The organism is Micromonospora rhizosphaerae, from assembly GCF_900091465.1.
Taxonomy (GTDB): Bacteria; Actinomycetota; Actinomycetes; order Mycobacteriales; family Micromonosporaceae; genus Micromonospora; species Micromonospora rhizosphaerae.
Genome location: NZ_FMHV01000002.1, coordinates 966,015 through 983,571 on the forward strand (window position 1 = coordinate 966,015; position 17,557 = coordinate 983,571).

Annotated in this window: 14 protein-coding genes and 1 tRNA gene; 8 read left to right on the top strand and 7 right to left on the bottom strand. The window is 72.3% G+C overall.

The features are described from left to right. The first annotated feature begins 203 nt into the window (after positions 1 to 203). Positions 204 to 2,213, top strand: coding sequence for a S8 family serine peptidase (locus GA0070624_RS04705; protein WP_091336962.1), 2,010 nt, complete (start codon positions 204 to 206; stop codon positions 2,211 to 2,213). A gap of 65 nt (positions 2,214 to 2,278) precedes the next feature. Here GA0070624_RS04705 and GA0070624_RS04710 read toward each other — a convergent pair whose 3' ends face one another. From GA0070624_RS04710 to GA0070624_RS04720, 3 genes are all read right to left on the bottom strand, one after another. Then, positions 2,279 to 3,085 (bottom strand): WecB/TagA/CpsF family glycosyltransferase, encoded by an 807-nt coding sequence (locus GA0070624_RS04710; protein ID WP_091348161.1) that lies wholly within the window; start codon positions 3,083 to 3,085, stop codon positions 2,279 to 2,281. Further along, positions 3,082 to 4,155 carry an NAD-dependent epimerase/dehydratase family protein gene (locus GA0070624_RS04715; RefSeq protein WP_091336964.1) on the bottom strand — a complete coding sequence of 358 codons (1,074 nt, stop codon included), beginning with the start codon at positions 4,153 to 4,155 and terminating at the stop codon, positions 3,082 to 3,084. Before GA0070624_RS04715 ends, GA0070624_RS04710 begins: the two co-directional genes overlap by 4 nt. 107 nt (positions 4,156 to 4,262) lie before the next feature. Continuing rightward, positions 4,263 to 4,348: transfer RNA gene (locus tag GA0070624_RS04720), tRNA-Leu, on the bottom strand. Positions 4,349 to 4,556: 208 nt separating this feature from the next. Here GA0070624_RS04720 and GA0070624_RS04725 point away from each other — a divergent pair. The 7 genes from GA0070624_RS04725 to pknB all read left to right on the top strand — a co-directional run bounded on the left by GA0070624_RS04725 (position 4,557) and on the right by pknB (position 13,462). After that, the gene (locus GA0070624_RS04725; RefSeq protein WP_091336965.1) at positions 4,557 to 5,348 is read left to right on the top strand and encodes an FHA domain-containing protein; all 792 of its coding nucleotides are present in this window, start codon (positions 4,557 to 4,559) and stop codon (positions 5,346 to 5,348) included. Positions 5,349 to 5,354: 6 nt separating this feature from the next. Further along, positions 5,355 to 5,840 carry an FHA domain-containing protein FhaB/FipA gene (locus tag GA0070624_RS04730; RefSeq protein WP_091336968.1) on the top strand — a complete coding sequence of 162 codons (486 nt, stop codon included), beginning with the start codon at positions 5,355 to 5,357 and terminating at the stop codon, positions 5,838 to 5,840. Next, positions 5,837 to 7,255 carry a PP2C family protein-serine/threonine phosphatase gene (locus GA0070624_RS04735; protein ID WP_091336970.1) on the top strand — a complete coding sequence of 473 codons (1,419 nt, stop codon included), beginning with the start codon at positions 5,837 to 5,839 and terminating at the stop codon, positions 7,253 to 7,255. Before GA0070624_RS04730 ends, GA0070624_RS04735 begins: the two co-directional genes overlap by 4 nt. 85 nt (positions 7,256 to 7,340) lie before the next feature. After that, positions 7,341 to 8,774: an FtsW/RodA/SpoVE family cell cycle protein gene (locus GA0070624_RS04740; RefSeq protein ID WP_176731979.1), complete on the top strand. Its 1,434-nt coding sequence runs from the start codon at positions 7,341 to 7,343 to the stop codon at positions 8,772 to 8,774. Further along, positions 8,771 to 10,285, top strand: coding sequence for a peptidoglycan D,D-transpeptidase FtsI family protein (locus GA0070624_RS04745; protein WP_091336976.1), 1,515 nt, complete (start codon positions 8,771 to 8,773; stop codon positions 10,283 to 10,285). Before GA0070624_RS04740 ends, GA0070624_RS04745 begins: the two co-directional genes overlap by 4 nt. 1 nt (position 10,286) lies before the next feature. Beyond that, positions 10,287 to 11,654, top strand: coding sequence for a serine/threonine-protein kinase (locus tag GA0070624_RS04750; protein WP_091336978.1), 1,368 nt, complete (start codon positions 10,287 to 10,289; stop codon positions 11,652 to 11,654). Next, positions 11,651 to 13,462 carry a Stk1 family PASTA domain-containing Ser/Thr kinase gene (gene pknB / locus GA0070624_RS04755; RefSeq protein WP_091336980.1) on the top strand — a complete coding sequence of 604 codons (1,812 nt, stop codon included), beginning with the start codon at positions 11,651 to 11,653 and terminating at the stop codon, positions 13,460 to 13,462. Before GA0070624_RS04750 ends, pknB begins: the two co-directional genes overlap by 4 nt. Positions 13,463 to 13,645: 183 nt before the next feature. Here pknB and GA0070624_RS04760 read toward each other — a convergent pair whose 3' ends face one another. The 4 genes from GA0070624_RS04760 to GA0070624_RS04775 are packed head-to-tail and all read right to left on the bottom strand — an operon-like array spanning position 13,646 to position 17,424. Then, a complete protein-coding gene (locus GA0070624_RS04760; protein WP_091336986.1) occupies positions 13,646 to 14,296 on the bottom strand; it encodes an aminodeoxychorismate/anthranilate synthase component II in 651 nt (216 codons plus the stop codon). Between the two features lie 4 nt (positions 14,297 to 14,300). Then, positions 14,301 to 14,594 (bottom strand): hypothetical protein, encoded by a 294-nt coding sequence (locus tag GA0070624_RS04765; protein WP_091336988.1) that lies wholly within the window; start codon positions 14,592 to 14,594, stop codon positions 14,301 to 14,303. Positions 14,595 to 14,596: 2 nt separating this feature from the next. Next, positions 14,597 to 16,621: a class E sortase gene (locus GA0070624_RS35540; protein WP_245718662.1), complete on the bottom strand. Its 2,025-nt coding sequence runs from the start codon at positions 16,619 to 16,621 to the stop codon at positions 14,597 to 14,599. Continuing rightward, entirely contained in the window at positions 16,618 to 17,424 is an 807-nt protein-coding gene (locus GA0070624_RS04775; protein ID WP_091336989.1) for a DUF881 domain-containing protein, read from the bottom strand. The genes GA0070624_RS35540 and GA0070624_RS04775 overlap by 4 nt, the downstream gene beginning before the upstream one ends. Between the last annotated feature and the right edge of the window lie 133 nt (positions 17,425 to 17,557).

Below are 17,557 nucleotides of genomic sequence, written 5' to 3' on the forward strand. Positions count from 1 at the left end.
CCCGGTACGACGTCCACCGAATCCGGGCCGGTCCCGGGTCCGCCCCCCAACTCGGCCCGTAGGGGCCATCCCACGGCGATATGGAGACTTCGACATGTTCAACCTTCCTCCACCGCTGGCCTAGTCTCTGCCTGATCGGTAATCGTCGATCTGCCTGCCGCTCCGGGCGGACGATCGTGTGCCGGTCGGAGGGAGGTAGGGAGATGGGTCTCCCACACAGGTCCGTACTCGTCGGCGTGGCCGCCCTGGCGATGCTCGCGGCGGCCTCGCCCGCACTGGCCGCCGAACCGTCCGGAGTGATCCGGAACGCCGGCGGCGCAACCGCGGTGGCCGACAGCTACATCGTCGTGTTGAAGGACAGTGCGGTCGCCCCCGCCCGGGTCGCCGCGACCGCGCAGCGGCTGACCGCCCGGCACGGCGGCACCGTCGCCCGCACCTGGCGCACCGCGCTGCGCGGCTTCGAGCTCCGGGTCGGCGCGCGGGCCGCCGCACGGATCGCCGCCGACCCCGCCGTGGCGTTCGTGGAACAGAACCACACGGTCTCGATCGCCGGCACCCAGACGAACCCGCCGTCCTGGGGCCTGGACCGGATCGACCAGCGCAACCTGCCGCTGGACAGCTCCTACACCTACCCGAACACGGCGAGCAACGTGCGCGCCTACATCATCGACACCGGCGTGCTGTACGGGCACAACGACTTCGGCGGCCGGGCGGTCTCCGGCTTCGACGCGGTGGACGGCGGCTCCGCCGACGACTGCAACGGCCACGGCACGCACGTCGCGGGCACCGTGGGCGGCTCCTCGTACGGCGTGGCCAAGGGCGTTCAGATCGTCGGCGTCCGGGTGCTCAACTGCCAGGGCAGCGGCACCAACGCCCAGGTGGTGTCCGGCATCGACTGGGTCACCGCGAACGCGGTCAGGCCGGCGGTGGCGAACATGAGCCTCGGCGGCTCCGCCAACAGCTCGATCGACACGGCGGTCACCAACTCCATCAACTCCGGCATCACCTACGCGGTGGCCGCCGGCAACGGCGACATCTTCGGCAACCGGCAGAATGCCTGCAACTTCTCCCCGGCCCGGGTCGCGTCGGCGATCACCGTCGGCGCCACGCAGAACAACGACGCCGCCGCGAGCTTCTCCAACTACGGCACCTGCGTCGACATCCTGGCGCCGGGCGTCAACATCACCTCCGCCTGGTACACCAGCAACAGCGCGACGAACACCATCAGCGGCACCTCGATGGCTACGCCGCACGTGGCCGGCGCCGCAGCGCTCGTGCTCTCGGCCAACCCGTCGTGGAGCCCGCAGCAGGTGCGGGACAGCCTGGTCAACAACGCCACCCCGAACGTGGTGACCAACGTCGGCACCGGCACCCCGAACCGGTTGCTCTACGTCGTCAACGGCAGCCCCCCGCCGCCGACCAACGACTTCTCGCTCGCGGTGTCGCCGACCTCCGGCTCCACCGCGGCGGGCGGCTCGGTGACGGCCACCGTCACCACGGCGACCACCAGCGGCTCGGCCCAGTCGGTCAGCCTCTCGGCGAGCGGCCTGCCGGCCGGCGCCAGCGCCTCGTTCAACCCGTCCACAGTGACCTCCGGCGGGTCGTCCACCCTCACCATCACCACCTCGGCGAGCACCCCGGCGGGCACGTACGCGGTCACGGTCAGCGGCACCGCGGCCTCGGGCACGAAGACGGCGACGTACTCCCTGACCGTCAGCGGGACCGGTGGCTGCAGCGGCGCCGGCCAGAAGCTCGCCAACCCGGGCTTCGAGTCCGGGAACACCGGGTGGACCGCCACCTCCGGCGTCATCGGCCAGTACGGCTCGTCCGGCCAGCCGCCCCGCTCCGGCACGTGGAACGCCTGGCTGGACGGCTACGGCACCTCGCACACCGACACCCTGGCCCAGTCGGTGGCCCTGCCGGCCGGCTGCTCGTCGTACAGCCTGAGCTTCTGGCTGCACATCGACACCGCCGAGACCACCACCAGCACCGCGTACGACACGCTGCGGGTGCAGGTGCTCAACAGCAGCGGCTCGGTGCTGGCCACCCTCGCCACCTACTCGAACCTGAACAAGAACACCGGCTACGCGCAGAAGTCGTTCAACCTGGGCGCCTACGCCGGCCAGACCATCCAGATCAAGTTCACCGGCGTGGAGGACTGGTCCCTGCAGACCTCGTTCGTCCTCGACGACACGGCGCTGAACGTCTCCTGAGCCAACCTTCCCACCGGCGTCCGGCGGTCACGCTGCACAGGTGGCCGCCGGGCGTCGTTCCGCGGTCAGACGGCGAAGCTGGCGGGGCGCTCGGTGGCGGGGGGCGGTGGGGTGGCCTTCCACAGGCCGGTCTTCTGTGCCGCGAGGCGGGCCAGGTAGGCCGGGTTGAGGATCACGTACCGGCGCCAGAGCCGCTTCGGCTCCAGCCCGAGCCGCCAGAACCACTCCAGCCCCGCGCGCTGCATCCACCCGGGCGGGTTGCGCAGCAGGCCGGCGTGGTAGTCGAAGGCCGCCCCGACCGCCATCAGCGGCATGTCCAGCAGCGGCCGCATGGCGTACGCGAAGACCTCCTGGCGGGGGCAGCCCAGCCCGACCAGGACGAGCCGCGCTCCGCTGGCCCTGATCCGGTCGGCGATCTCGACGTCCTCGCCCGGCTGCAGGCCGCGGAACTTCGACGGCTCGACGCCGGCGATCTTGAGGGCGGGGAACTTCTCCTCCAGCGCGGGCACCAGCCGGGCCAGGGTCTCCTCGGTGGAGCCGTACAGGTAGACCGGCAGCCCCTCCTCGGCGAAGCGGGAGAGCACCCGAAGGGTGAGCTCCGGGCCGTACACCCGGTCGGTGAGGCCGGCGCCGTGCAGCAGGTTGAGTGCCCAGCGGACCGGCTGCCCGTCCGGCGTGACCAGGTCGAACGCGTTGAGCCGGGCGTTGTGCGCCGGGTCGAGCACGCCGGTCATCACCCCGTGCACGGCCAGCGCGGTCAGGGCCAGCGGACGGCGTTCGTGTGCCGCCGCGACCACCGCGTCGGTCGCCGTGGCGTAGTCGGTCGCGTCGACCAGTACGCCGAGGACGTTCCGCTTGGTGTCGGTGGTCATGCCTGCGGCACCCACTTGTCCACGTTCGCCTCGTAGATCTCCCGCGCGATCATGGGCACGTCGTAGATCTGCTTCCAGTCCGGGTAGTCGGCCTGGAACGCCTCGTTCGAGCCGATCCACCACTTGTGGTCGCCGATCCGGTTCGCCTCGACGTACTCGCTGATCATCTCATGGCCGGTGATCTCCTCGGCCAGCATGAAGACCTCGCGCATCGAGATGTTGGAGTGCCGGCCGCCGCCCAGGTTGTAGACCGCCGCCGAGCGCGGGTTGCGGAAGAACGCCTCGAACGCGGAGACCACGTCGGAGCTGTGGATCGCATCCCGGACCTGCTTGCCCTGGTAGCCGAAGATCCGGTACTTCCGGCGCTCCATGTTGGCGCGCATCACGTAGCCCAGGAAGCCGTGCAGCTCGGTGGCGGAGTGGGCCGGCCCGGTCAGCGTGCCGCCCCGGAAGCAGGCGGTCTTCATGCCGAAGTAGCGGCCGTACTCCTGCACCATCACGTCCGCGGCGACCTTGGAGGCGCCGAAGACCGAGTGCAGGCAGGCGTCGATCGACATGTCCTCGCGGATGCCCTGCTCGTACGGGTGCCCCGGCTCGATCTCCCAGCGGGTCTCCAGCTCGACCAGGGGAAGGGCGTTCGGCCGGTCGCCGTAGACCTTGTTGGTTGAGCAGTGGATCACCGGCGCCTCGATGCAGTGCTCGCGGACGTTCTGCAGCACGTTGAGGGTGCCGCCGGCGTTGACGTCGAAGTCGGTGAACGGGTCGCGTACCGCCCAGTCGTGGGACGGCTGGGCGGCGGTGTGGATCACCACGGCGATGTCGCGGCCGTACCGCGCGAAGAGCTTCGCCAGCGCGTCCCGGTCCCGGATGTCGATGCTGTGGTGGGAGTACGCCGACCCCAGCTCGTCGGTCAGCCGCCGGACGTTCCACGCGGTCGACGCCTCGGCGCCGAAGAACTCCTGCCGCATGTCGTTGTCGATGCCGACCACGTCGAGACCGAGGCCGGCAAAGTGCCGGACCGCCTCGGAGCCGATCAGACCGCCCGATCCGGTCACCAACGCGACACTCACACGCCACTCCTGGTCGATAGGAGGCAGGGAAACCATCGGAGCATAGCGTGACGTCCGCCATGCCCCGATACGACGCGAGGGCCCCGCGACGTGCGGAGCCCTCGTGGTGGTGGGGAAGGGGGGAGTTGAACCCCCACGCCCTTTCGGGCACACGGACCTGAACCGTGCGCGTCTGCCATTCCGCCACTTCCCCGTGGCTTGACCCAAAACACCGTAGCTCATCCCGGTCCCGCCATCTGCGGCGGGTGCCGAAACATATTACGCTGATCCCGGTCATCGCCACGAGCGATCACCGTTCGTGGCGGACGAAACTGTAGCACGACGCGAGGGGTCCGTTCGAACGGGCCGCCGGTAGCCGCCGAGCGGCGTGTGAGCTGCGGGGGCGGTGTCCGGATACCATCATGGCCTCGGAACCCGAGGAGGAGCCGGTGAGCGTGCTGCAACGCTTCGAGAAGCGTCTGGAAGGCCTGGTCGAGGGGGCCTTTGCCAAGGTCTTCAAAGGGGTGGTCCACCCCGTGGAGATCCTCAACGCCATGCAGCGGGAGGCCGAGGCGCACAAGGCGATCCTGGCCGGTGGGCGCACGTTGGTGCCCAACCGCTACGTGATCGATCTCTCGCCGTACGACCACAGTCGGCTGGCGCCGTACGCCGCCGCGCTGGCCCAGGAGCTGGCCCAGTCGCAGGCGGAGTTCATCGGCGAGCAGGCCTGGACGGTCTACGGCGACGTGATCGTGGAGGTCGAGCGCGGTGAGGGGCTGGACACCGGCATGTTCCGGGTCACCGCCGAGGTCTACACCGGCGGCGAGGTCGCCCCGGTCTCCGCGCCCGGCGGCTACGACGCCGGCCAGCCGGCGTACCCGGCGTACGACCAGGGCGGCGGCTACGGTCCTCCGCCCGGCCACGGTGGCGGCCGCAACGTCCGGCTGGTCTCCGGCGACGGTCGCACCTACCCGCTGCAGATGGGCTCGACCGTGATCGGCCGCGGTGACCAGGCGAACCTGCGCCTGCCCGACGTCGGCATCTCCCGCCGGCACGCCCGGCTGGACTTCGACGGCGGCCAGGTCGTGCTGACCGACCTCGGCTCCACCAACGGCACGATGGTCAACGGCCAGCGGGTCTCCGCCGTCGCCCTCAACCCGGGCGACATGATCCAGCTCGGCACGACCACCCTGACCTTCCGCGTGGACGGCTGACCCGCGTTGCCCGAACTCGTCATCACGGTTGCCCGGTTCGGGTTCCTGATCCTGCTGTGGATCTTCGTGTTCACGGTGGTCGGGGTCATCCGCCGAGACCTCTTCGCGGGAGCGCGGTTAGGTCGGCTGGTGGCCGCGCCGCGCGGGATCGGTGCCTCGATCGGGCCGGCGGCGAAGCCGGCGAAGGTGAAGCGGGGCAGGGCCGCGCACCAGCTGGTGGTCACCGCCGGCCAGCTGGCCGGCACCCGGATCACCCTCGGCGAGGCTCAGATCACCATCGGACGCGCCGAGGATTCCACGCTGGTGATCACCGACGACTACGCCTCCGCGCGGCACGCCCGGCTCGTGCCGCGCGACGGGCAGTGGTTCGTCGAAGATCTCGGCTCCACTAACGGCACCTACCTGGATCGCGCTAAGGTCACCGGACCGACCCCCGTCCCCCTCGGCGTGCCGATCCGGATCGGCCGCACCTCTCTCGAATTACGGCCATGACTCTGACCCTGCGCTATGCGGCCCACAGCGACCGCGGTCTGATCCGAGACGGTAACCAGGATTCCGTCTACGCCGGACCGCGGCTGCTCGCCGTCGCCGACGGCATGGGCGGCATGGCCGCCGGTGACGTCGCCAGCAACATCGTCATCGGTGCCATGGCGCCCCTCGACGAGGACGTCCCCGGGGACGCCCTCGTCGACGCGCTGCGATCGGCCGTCGGCACCGCCAACCAGCAGCTCCGCGACACCGTTGACGCCAACCCGCAGCTGGAGGGGATGGGCACCACGCTCACCGCCACCCTCTTCTCCGGCAGCAAGCTGGGCATGGTGCACATCGGTGACTCGCGGGCCTATCTCCTGCGCAACGGCGAGTTCGCGCAGATCACCAAGGACGACACCTACGTCCAGATGCTCGTCGACGAGGGCCGGATCAGCGCGGAGGAGGCGAGCAGCCACCCGCAGCGGTCGCTGCTCACCCGGGCGCTGGACGGTCGCGACATCGACCCGGAGTACAGCGTCCGCCAGGTGCTTCCCGGCGACCGTTACCTCATCTGCAGCGACGGGCTCTCCGGCGTGGTCAGCGCGGACACCATCGCCGACACCATGCGGGAATACGCCGACCCGCAGCAGTGCGTCGAACGCCTGGTGCAGCTGGCGCTGCGCGGCGGCGGCCCGGACAACATCACGGTGATCATCGCCGACGCCACCGACCAGGACATCGTCGAGGCGTCCCCGATCGTCGGCGGCGCCGCCGCCCGGGACCGCGGCATGACCACCTCGGCCGACGTCTCCACCCCGGCCGCCCGCGCCTCTGCGCTCTCCGCCCCGCGCCCGGCCGCCCCGGAGGACCCGGCGGACGATCGGGAGGACGAGCCGGAGCGGCGCCGGCACCGCCCGGTGCGCACCGCGGCGATGCTGCTGGCGCTGCTGGTCATCCTCGGTGGCGGCCTCTTCGCCGGGTGGAGCTACACCCAGCGGCAGTACTACGTCGGCACCACCGAGGAGGGTCAGCTCGCCGTCTTCCGCGGCGTGCCGGGCCAGATCGCCGGCCTCGACCTGTCCCGGGTCCACTCCACCAGCGAGGCCAAGCTGGACGATCTCACCCTGGCCGCGCAGGAGCAGGTCAAGCAGGGCATCCAGGCCAGGAGCGAGCCGGACGCGCTGCGCCGGCTGGCCGAGCTGACCAGCGACGACCCGGCCAACCCGAACCTCAAGCCGATCTGCCCGCCCAGCCCGACGGCCGCGGCGGTCACCCCCGCGCCCACCATCACTCCGGTCGCACCGGCCCCCAGCGGCACCGGCCGACCGGTCGCCCCCACCGCTCCCACCGCCCCCGCGCCGACCACCACGCCCGACGCCGTCCCCTCCGACACCGTCCCGCCGGTCGACCCGGCTGGCTGCCGGTCGCCGGAGTGAGCGTCCGCTCGACAGCGAGGACCCTTCCGTGACCGCAGCCGCCGTACCGGCAGCCTCGCCCGCCTCGACGGGCGAGCAGCCCGGCGTGCGCCTGGCCCGGTCCCGGCGCAACGCCGAACTGTCGCTGCTGCTGCTCGCCATGGTCCTGGTGGCCGCGTACGCGGCGACGGTCGAGGCGAACGTGCTGGACACGGTCACCTCGGACTTCTGGATGCCCGCCGCCGCCCTGGGGCTCGTCTTCCTCGGCCTGCACCTGGTGATCCGCTGGCTGGCACCCTTCGCCGACCCGGCGCTGCTGCCCGCGGTCGCCCTGCTCAACGGCATCGGCGTGGGCTTCCTGCGCCGGTACGACCTGGCCAAGGCGGCGCCGGCCGACCGGGAGGACCTGGCCATCTTCGCCGGTACCGGCGGGCGTCAGCTGGCCTGGACGCTGCTCTCGGTGATACTCGCCGCCGGGCTGCTCGCGCTGATGCGGGACCACCGCTCGCTCTCCCGGTACGCATACACCCTGGGGCTCGCCGGCATCGTGCTGGTGATGATCCCGGCGGTGCTGCCGGGGCGGTTCTCCGAGATCAACGGGGCGAAGCTCTGGATCCGGATCGGCGGGTTCTCCATCCAGCCGGGTGAGTTCGCCAAGCTCGCCCTGCTCGCCTTCTTCGCCTACTACCTGGTCCGCAAGCGCGAGGTGCTCTCGCTGGCCAGCCGGCGGGTGCTCGGGATCGACTTCCCGCGCGGGCGCGACCTCGGTCCGGTCCTCGGGGTCTGGATCATCAGCCTCCTGGTCCTGGTCTTCGAGAAGGACCTGGGCACCTCGCTGCTCTACTTCGGCATGTTCGTGGTGACGCTCTACATCGCCACCGAACGGGTGAGCTGGCTGCTCATCGGTCTGGTCCTCTTCTTCGGCGGTGCCTACCTGGCGTACCTGCTCGGCAGCACGGTCGGCGGGCCGTTCGCCAACTTCTACGATCGGGCGCAGATCTGGCTGGACCCGTTCGCCGAGCCGTACGACCGCGGCTACCAGTTGGTGCAGGGGCTGCTCACCCTCGGCACCGGCGGCCTCTTCGGCGCCGGCCCGGGCGGCGGCCAGCCCACCCTGCTGCCCGAGGTGCAGACCGATTTCATCTTCGCCGGCATCGGCGAGGAGATCGGCCTCTTCGGCCTCTCCGCGCTGCTCGTGGTCTACCTGCTGATCGTCGAGCGGGGGCTGCGGGCGGCGCTGGCAGTGCGGGATTCGTTCGGCAAGCTGCTCGCCGGCGGCCTCGCCTTCACCCTCGGCCTCCAGGTCTTCGTGATCGTCGGTGGGATCAGCAAGCTCATCCCGCTGACCGGCCAGACCACCCCGTTCCTCTCCGCCGGTGGCTCGTCGCTGATGGCGAACTGGCTGCTCATCGCGGTCCTGCTCCGGGTCTCCGACGGCGCTCGCCGCCCGGTGACGCCCGGCGGGGGTCCGGCGGCCCGCCCGAGCGGCGGTCCGCCCGAGCAGCTGCACGGTGCCCCCACGGAGGTGATTCGGCCGTGAACGCACCCCTGCGCCGTGTCGGCGTCGTCGTCATGATCCTGTTCGGCCTGCTCTTCGCGAATCTGAACTGGATCCAGGCCTACAAGGCCGACGAATACCGCAACAGCGACTACAACGGCCGGGTCCAGGTGGCCGAGTACGAGCGCAAGCGCGGCAACATCGAGGTGGGTGGCACCGCGTACGCCCTCAGCAAGGAGACCGGCGGCAAGCTGAAGTTCCAGCGCAGCTACCCCGGCGGCGAGATGTACGCGCACGTGCTGGGCTACAAGCCGGTCAACCTCGGCGACAAGGGCATCGAGCAGGTCGAGAACGACTTCCTCGCCGGCACCAGCGATCAGCTCATCGGCGACCGGGTGAAGGACATGTTCACCGGGAACAAGACCGGTGGCGGCAACGTGCTGCTCACGCTCTCCAAGCGGGCTCAGGAGACGGCCTTCAAGCAGCTGCGGGACAACCAGGTGGGGGCGACCAAGGGCGCGGCGATCGCGATCGACCCGCGTACCGGGGCGGTGCAGGCGCTGGTCTCCATGCCGAGCTTCGACCCCAACCCGCTGGCCAACCACGACACCAACGAGGCCACGGCGGCGTACAACAGGCTGGAGAAGGACCCGGACCGCCCGCTGGCGAACCGGGCGCTGTCGGAGACGCTGCCGCCGGGCTCGACCTTCAAGATCGTGGTGGCCGCGGCGGCGCTGGAGAACGGGATCACCAAGGAGACCCAGATCCCGGCCGGCACCAGCTACACCCCGCCGACCTCCGGCCAGCCGATCCGCAACGCCGCGCCGAGCATCTGCCCGGGGCCGGCCGGCACCACCGTCAGCCTCAACGAGGCGGTCACCGAGTCCTGCAACACCGGCTTCGCCCAGCTCGGCGTCCGGCTCGGCGCCGACAAGCTCAAGGAGAAGGCCCGCCAGTTCGGCTTCGAGCAGGAGGACCTGAACGTCGGGCAGCTCGGCGACGGCGGTCTGCCCGTGGCGGCCAGCCACACCGGCGACATGGAGGCCCCGGGCGGGGCCACCGACCCGGCCGCCCTGGCCCAGTCCTCCATCGGCCAGCGCGACGTGCGGATGACCCCGCTGCAGGGGGCCCTGATCGCCGGGGCGGTCGCCAACGGCGGCAGTCAGATGCGGCCGTACCTGGTCAAGCAGCTGCTCGCCCCGGACCGCACCACCAGTTACTACACCGCCAAGGCGCGAGAGCTGCGCCGGCCGGTGAGTGGCCAGGTCGCCAGCGACCTGCGGGACATGATGGTCAGCGTGGTCGAGAGCGGGACCGGCCAGAAGGCGCAGATCGACGGCTACACGGTCGGCGGCAAGACGGGCACCGCCCAGTCCGGCCCGAACACCCCGGACCACGGCTGGTTCATCGGCTTCGCAATCGACAAGAACGGCACCCCGGTCTCCGCGGTCTGCGTGGAGCTGGAGCAGGCCGGCAAGGGCGGCAGCGCCGAGGCGGCCCGGATCGCCGGCCGGATCATGCAGGCCGCCATCGCCGACTCCGGGAGCCGCTGAGATGCTCAGCCCCGGCGTCCAGCTCGGCAACCGATACCGCCTCGACGAGCGGATCGCGAGCGGTGGCATGGGCGACGTCTGGCGCGGCACCGACCAGGTGCTGGGCCGTACGGTCGCGGTGAAGAGCCTGCTGCCCGCGCTGCTCGACGAGCCGGGCTTCGCCGAGCGGTTCCGCGGCGAGGCGCGGACCATGGCCACCATCAACCACCCCGGGGTGGTCGACGTCTACGACTTCGGCAGCGACCAGCAGGTCGCCTTCCTGGTGATGGAGTACGTCGAGGGCGACCCGCTCTCCTCGACGCTGAGCCGGGTCGGCCGGCTCACCCCGGCCCGGACGATGGCCCTGGTGGCCCAGGCCGCCGAGGCGCTGCACGCCGCTCACGAGAAGGGCATCGTGCACCGCGACGTGAAGCCGGGCAACCTGCTGGTCCGGCCGAACGGCACGCTGGTGCTGACCGACTTCGGCATCGCCCGCTCCGACCTGGTCGGCCAGCTCACCGCGGCCGGCTCGGTGCTCGGCACCGCCTCCTACATCTCGCCCGAGCAGGCCACCGGGGCGGTCGCCACCGCCGCCTCCGACGTGTACGCGCTCGGCGTGGTCGCGTACCAGTGCCTGGCCGGTCGGCGTCCCTTCGAGGGGGACAACCCGCTCGAGATCGCCATGAAGCACGTCCGCGAGGCGCCCCGGCAGCTGCCCGGCGACATCCCGCCCCAGGTGAAGGCGATCGTCGAGCGGGCCATGGCCAAGGATCCGGCGGCCCGCTGGCCGAGCGCCGCCGCGCTGGCCAGCGTCGCCCGCCAGGCCAAGCTGGCCCTGTCGCAGCAGGCCCGCACCGGCGGCCACCCCGGCCAGATCTCCGGCGTACCGGCCTCACCGGGCGCGCCGTCCGCTCGGGCCCAGGTCCCGACGGCGTCCCGGCAGCAGCCGCGCCCGCCCGCGGTGACGCCGCGGCCGCCGGTCGCGGCGTCCCGGCCGACCGCGGTGGCGCCGCCGCGGCCGCCGGTGGCGCAGTCCCCGCGCGCGGCGGCGGCCGTCCCGCCGGCCCGCCAGCACAACCCAATCGGGTACGCCCGGCAGCCGGCCGCCCCGCCGGCCCCCCGTCGGTCCAGGTCGGGGCTGTGGCTGGTCGCCATCCTGGTGGCCGTGCTGGTTCTGATCTGCGCCGGCGTGATTTCCTACAACTCCCAGCAGAGCGGGGGGTCCGGCAACGCAGGGGCGCTCGCTCCGGTGAGCGTGACGAGCGTGACCTCTGGCGCTGCGTGGGCCCAGGGAGGCGACGATCTGGACCGGACGTCGTACCGTCGTGTGGTACGGCTCCAGCCGGGTGGCGGCGAGACGACGACGAGCGAAGGACGAGAGACGCGATGACAGCGCAGGCCCGCCTGCTCGGTGGCAGGTACCAGGTCGGCGAGCTGCTCGGCTACGGCGGCATGGCGGAGGTGCACCGCGGTCGCGATCTCCGGCTCGGTCGGGACGTCGCGATCAAGATGCTCCGCGCCGACCTGGCTCGGGACGCGACCTTCCAGATGCGGTTCCGCCGGGAGGCGCAGAACGCCGCCTCGCTCAACCACCCGGCCATCGTCGCCGTCTACGACACCGGCGAGGAGACCGCGCCGACCGGCGAGACGCTGCCCTTCATCGTGATGGAGTTCGTCAACGGACGGACCCTGAAGGAGGTGCTGGGCACCGAGGGGCGGCTCCAGCCGCGCCGGGCGCTGGAGATCTGCGCCGACATGTGCGCGGCGCTGGAGTTCAGCCACCGGCACGGCATCATCCACCGGGACATCAAGCCGGGCAACGTGATGCTCACCCAGACCGGCCAGGTCAAGGTGATGGACTTCGGTATCGCCCGCGCGCTGGCCAGCGGCGCCACCACGATGACCCAGACCAGCGCGGTCATCGGCACGGCGCAGTATCTCTCGCCGGAGCAGGCGCGCGGCGAGGCGGTCGACGCCCGCTCCGACGTGTACGCGGCCGGCTGTGTCCTCTTCGAGCTGCTCTGCGGGCACCCGCCGTTCGTCGGGGACAGCCCGGTCAGCGTCGCGTACCAGCACGTCCGGGAGGCGCCGCCGACGCCGAGCGACCTCAACCCGGACGTCAATCCGGCCGTCGACGCGATCGTGCTCAAGGCGCTGTCGAAGAACCCGCTCAACCGGTACCAGAGCGCCGGCGAGATGCGGGCGGACCTGCTCCGCGCGGCCGCCGGCCGGCCCGTGCTGGCCACCCCGGTGCTGCGCGAGGCCGAGACCGCCCCGATGTCCCCGGCCGGCGCGGCGGCGGGCTACCCGACGCAGGTCGTCGGGCCGCAGACCCGGCAGATGCCGGCCCGGGTCGGGGACCCGCGCAAGCGCAAGAGCTCCGGCTGGGTGATCGCCACCTTCGCCGCGCTCGGCGTGCTCGCAGTGATCGCCCTGGTCGCCGCCCTGCTGATGAACCAGGGCGGCACCGCGAAGGCGGCCGTCCCGGACCTGAAGGGCCAGACGGAGGCCGCCGCCCGGACCCTGATCCAGCAGGCGGGACTCACCCCGCTGCTCGGTGATCCGGTTGCCGGCACGGACTGCACGAAGGGCACGGTGGTCAACCAGAACCCCGCCCCCGGCACCCAGCTGGAACAGAAGCGCGAGGTCACCTACCAGCTGTGCGGCGGCCCCCAGCAGGTCACCATCCCGCGCGGCCTGGTCGGTGGCACCTTCGAAAGCGTCAAGCAGCAGCTCGAGGATCTGAAGCTCACGGTCACCCGGAAGCTCGTGGACAGCGGCGCGCCCGAGGGGCAGGTGACCAAGGTGACGCCGGACTCGGGCAGCAAGGTGACGGAGGGTTCCGAGGTCATCGTCGAGGTGTCCCGGGGCAACATCAACGAGGTGCCCGAGGTGGTGGGCTTCACCCGGGAGCTGGCCGAGAGGACGTTGAAGGCGGCCGGCTACAAGGTGAAGGTCGTGGACGGCGACGAGGTCGGGCCCGACAAGGTCGGCACGGTCACCAGGCAGCGGCCGGATGCCAACGAACCGCTGGAGAAGGGCAAGACGGTCACCATCGAGATCGGCATGGCGCCGCCGGAGCCGACCGAAACGCCCAGCTCGCCCACCCCGGACCCCAGCGTTACGCCCACCACGCCGGGTGGCGGTGGCGGGTGGCCGGTGCCCACCACCGCGCCACCCGGAGCGGCCACCCAGTGAGCTCCGGCGGACCGGCACGAGATGTGCCGGTCCGTCGAGCGATGAACTCCATTTCCCCGACGTTGGGGCGTCCGATCGACCGTGATGCAGCAACGTCGCGGAAATGGAGTGGATCAAGACCGATCGGTCCAGACGGCCTGGCCGGTGGGATCGGTGGCGGAACGGCCGGGAGCGCGGCCCGGGTCAGGCGGCGGCGAAGGCGGCGCGGCGGCGGGCGTCCACCTCGGCGGCGAGCTCCGGCGCCCGCTCCCGCGCCTCGGGGAAGCCGCAGACGGCGAGCCAGTTCGCCAGCATGAGGTGACCACCCTCGGTCAGCACCGACTCGGGGTGGAACTGGACGCCCTCGATCGGCAGGCTCCGGTGGCGCATCGCCATCACCACGCCGGTCCCCGTCCAGCCGGTGACCTCCAGCTCGTCCGGGAGCGTCTCCGGCAGTACGGCGAGCGAGTGGTAGCGGGTCGCGGTGAAGGGGTCCGGCAGCCCGGCGAGCACACCGACCGAGTGGTGCCGTACCTCGGAGGTCTTGCCGTGCAGCAGCTCGGGCGCCCGGGTCACGGTGGCGCCGAACGCCTCGCCGATGGCCTGGTGGCCCAGGCAGACGCCGAAGAGCGGTAGCTTGCCCGCGTACTCGCGGATGACGTCCAGGCAGATCCCGGCGCGGTCCGGGCTGCCCGGCCCCGGCGAGAGCAGGACGCCGGCCGCGCCCACCCGGCCGACCTCGGCGACGTCGATCTCGTCGTTGCGCCGGACCTCGCAGTCGACGCCGAGCTGGCCCAGGTACTGCACCAGGTTGAAGACGAACGAGTCGTAGTTGTCGATCACCAGGACGCGCATCGGCTCACCTGCTCCCGGTGGGAGGCGGGGCGTTGTTGGAGTGGGTGCTGTAGGGCAGCTCGTGCGGGTCGCCGGTCGGCTCGTCCCCGGCCGGGCCGGAGTCCCCGGTCTGCCCCCCGGTGTCGCCCGGCACGCCCGAATCCTGGGTGACCTGCACGTCGTCGAAGGGCAGCAGCGGCTCGGCCCACGGGAAGACCACGAACCACAGCAGCGCCACCGCCGCGGCGGCGATCAGCACCGAGCCGGTCAGCTTGCCGGCCAGCCCGAACGGGAGCTTGCGCCAGATCCACCCGTACATCGTCAGCCTCCCAGCTCCGGCGGGCGACCCGCCGACTTGGCCAGCACGTGGTCCAGCCGGGCGTGGACGATGAGCCGCTGGTAGTTGTCGAACTTGGGGTTGCACGTGGTGAGGGTCAGCAGCTTCTCGGTCGGCTTCGCGCCCGGCTCCATCGGCACCGGCGCCACCACCTCGACCTGGTTCGGCTTGACGATCCGGGTCTTGTAGACCTTGTAGATGAACCACTCGGTCTTGCCTTCGACGACGATGTCGTCGCCGGGGTTCAGCTCGTCCAGCCGCCAGAAGGTGGCCCGGTTGCGGTGTCCGGCGACGGCGAAGTTGCCCAGCTCGCCCGGCATGGCGCTCTTCGGGTAGTGGCCCGGGGCGTACCGGATGTCGGCCTGGGTGACCCCCTCGACGACGACCCACTGCTTGTCCAGCTTGGGAATGTAGAGCCCCGCGATCGGCTTGCCGTGCACCGGCGGCGTCGGCTTCGCCGTGGGGCCGGTCGGCCCGACCGTCGGGTCGCCGGTCGGCCTCCACTCCTGGGCCAGCTGGCTGCTCAGGTCGTCCTGGTGGGCGTTGACGATGGCCGACTTCCCCCAGATCTCGTAGCCGGCGAAGAGCAGCACCACCAGGCCGAAGGTGATCAGCAGTTCGCCGGTGACCCGGATGCCGGTCCGGAGCCGGGACGCGAGGGAGGGGCGGGTCAGCTCGGAGTAGACGCTCTTGTAACCCTCGCCGGTCTGCTCGGGCCGCAGCTGCACCACCCGCTCGCCCCGCCTGGGGCGCGGCGGTTCGGCCGGGGGGTCGGGCTCCCCGTCGCCGGTGTCCCGGACGGGCGGCACCGCACCCATCAGCGCGGTCGAGTCCAGCGCCGGGTTGCCGGCCCGACGACTGGTGACGGCCGGGATCACGGCGGTCGCTCCCGGGTCCGCGGGCCGTGCGGTCTCGGTCCCGCCTGCTCCGGGCCGTGCGGGTTCGGCCCCGCCTGCTCCGGGCCGTGCGGGTTCGGCCCTACCTGCTCCGGGGCGCGCCGGGCCGCCCTCCTCCCGTACTCCGGTCGGAGGTACGCCGGTGGCGCGGCCGTCGACCGGGGCTGCGGCGCGAAGAGCGGCAGCGCGGCCGTCCGCCGCCGCGGCCGATGCACGGTCGGCCGGGGACGTCGTACTGGAACGGCTCTCCGATCGGGAGGCCACCTTGGGGATGATCGCGGTCGGCGCCTCGCCGACGGTCGCCGGTCGTACCCCCGGGGTGGTGGGCGCCTCCGTGAGCGGGCGGGCGGGCGGCGTGTCGATGGTCGGGCCCGACGCCTGGGTCGGCGGCTCCTCGGCCGGGCCGCGCCGGGCGGCACCCGCGCGGTGCTCGGGCTGGTCGGCCGGCGGAGTGGTGACCGTGCGCGGCGCGGGCGGGTCGGCCGGCGGAGTGGTGACCGCGCGCGGCGCGGGCGGGTCGGCCGGCGGAGTGGTGACCGCGCGTGGCGCGGGCGGGTCGGCCGGCGGGGCGGCGACCGGGCGCGGGGTGGCCTGGTCGGCCGGCGGGGCGGCGGCTGCCCGGTGGGTGGGCTGGCCCGTGGTGCCGAACCAGTCGGACGCTGCCGGCTGGCCGGACTCGTGAGCTGACGCGGCCGGCCGGTGCGCGGCGGCCGGCGCCGGCGGTCGGATCTGGGAGCTGCCGGGCCAGGCCGGCGGCGGGGAGCGGAAGGCGTCGCCCGGGCGGGCGGAGTGCTCACTGGTCCCGCTGGCGGAAGCTCCGGGTGCCGGGCTCGCCGTGGATCGTCCGGGGGCGCCTCCCGGGTCAGGTGTGGTCGGACGCGGCGTCGACTCCTCGGCGGGGACGGCGTCCGGCGGGCGGGGCGCCGCGGAGCGCGCCGCGCCGCGGTCCGGCCAGGGCAGGTCGAGCGGGTCGGCTGGAGCCGTACGCGGCGGCGCGGATCGCCCCGCGTCAGCCGGCGCCGGACGGTCGACCTTGGGGATGAACGCGGTGGGCTCGTCGCTCCGGTCGCGGTGGCGGCCGTCCCGGCCGTTGGCGCGGTCCTCGGGTGTCACCGGGGCACCGTCGCGGACCGGAGGGCGGTCGAGTCCTCGAACGCCGGCACCCGCACCGTGGAAACGGTCTCCTTGTAGCCGAGCTGATAGTGCTCGACCGCTTCCTTGAACAACCGGACTCCCTCGGAGGCGGCGAGGGCCTGCTGAAGTTCAGCGGGGTCGCCGATTGCCACGATCTTGAACGGAGGGGAGTACACCCGGCCGTGCAGCAGCAGGGTGTTACCGACGCAGCGTACCGCGCTGGTGCTGAGCACGCGGACATCCATGATTGACATGGCCTCGGCTCCGCCCGCCCAGAGCGCGTTCACGACCGCTTGGACGTCGCCCTGGTGGACGACCAGGTCGTCGTTGCTGGCACCTTTGGGCAGGGTCTGGTCGGCGCGCCGGGGCGCGTCGTTCAGCTCGATGGTCACCCCGGGCCCGGTGAGCGCGGTGAACCCGGCGGCCTGCCGGCTCGCGGCGGCCCGGTCCCGCTGGTCCTTGATCGGGCCGTCCGTGTCGGCCAGCGCGGCCGTCTGGCTCTCGACCTCGGCGCGCAGGCGGGCGGCCCGCAGCTCGCTCGCCGCCACCTGCTCGCGTCGGTCCTCGATCAGCTGGGTGAGCTGAGGCCGGCGGTCCTCGCGGAGCGCTGTGCCGCCGGCGGTGGTCGCGGTGGTGGTGAAGAGCAGCCCGGCCGCGGCGGCGATCAACGGCACCCCGATCGACCAGCCCGGTCGTCGCTGCCGTGGTCGTCGCGGCAGCAGGCCGGCGACCGCCCGCCGGAGGACCTTCTGCCAGGAGGCGGCGCCGGATGTGTACTCCACCGAGCGTTCCTTCCCCGTCGTCTCGTGCCGGGCCGCGCCGCCGCGGACCCGCCTGCCCGACCCGAAGAAGTCCGCCCTTTCGGGTCACTCCGTGCACCGGACTGACCCCATTCGTGGCCGGGACGGGCCGTCG

Excerpts from the sequence above, each read along its gene's own strand:
- GA0070624_RS04705 (WP_091336962.1), top strand. The coding sequence starts at position 204 with ATGGGTCTCCCACACAGGTCCGTACTCGTCGGCGTGGCCGCCCTGGCG.
- GA0070624_RS04710 (WP_091348161.1), bottom strand. The coding sequence starts at position 3,085 with ATGACCACCGACACCAAGCGGAACGTCCTCGGCGTACTGGTCGACGCG.
- GA0070624_RS04725 (WP_091336965.1), top strand. The coding sequence starts at position 4,557 with ATGGCCTCGGAACCCGAGGAGGAGCCGGTGAGCGTGCTGCAACGCTTC.
- GA0070624_RS04735 (WP_091336970.1), top strand. The coding sequence starts at position 5,837 with ATGACTCTGACCCTGCGCTATGCGGCCCACAGCGACCGCGGTCTGATC.
- GA0070624_RS04750 (WP_091336978.1), top strand. The coding sequence starts at position 10,287 with ATGCTCAGCCCCGGCGTCCAGCTCGGCAACCGATACCGCCTCGACGAG.
- pknB (WP_091336980.1), top strand. The coding sequence starts at position 11,651 with ATGACAGCGCAGGCCCGCCTGCTCGGTGGCAGGTACCAGGTCGGCGAG.
- GA0070624_RS04760 (WP_091336986.1), bottom strand. The coding sequence starts at position 14,296 with ATGCGCGTCCTGGTGATCGACAACTACGACTCGTTCGTCTTCAACCTG.
- GA0070624_RS04765 (WP_091336988.1), bottom strand. The coding sequence starts at position 14,594 with ATGTACGGGTGGATCTGGCGCAAGCTCCCGTTCGGGCTGGCCGGCAAG.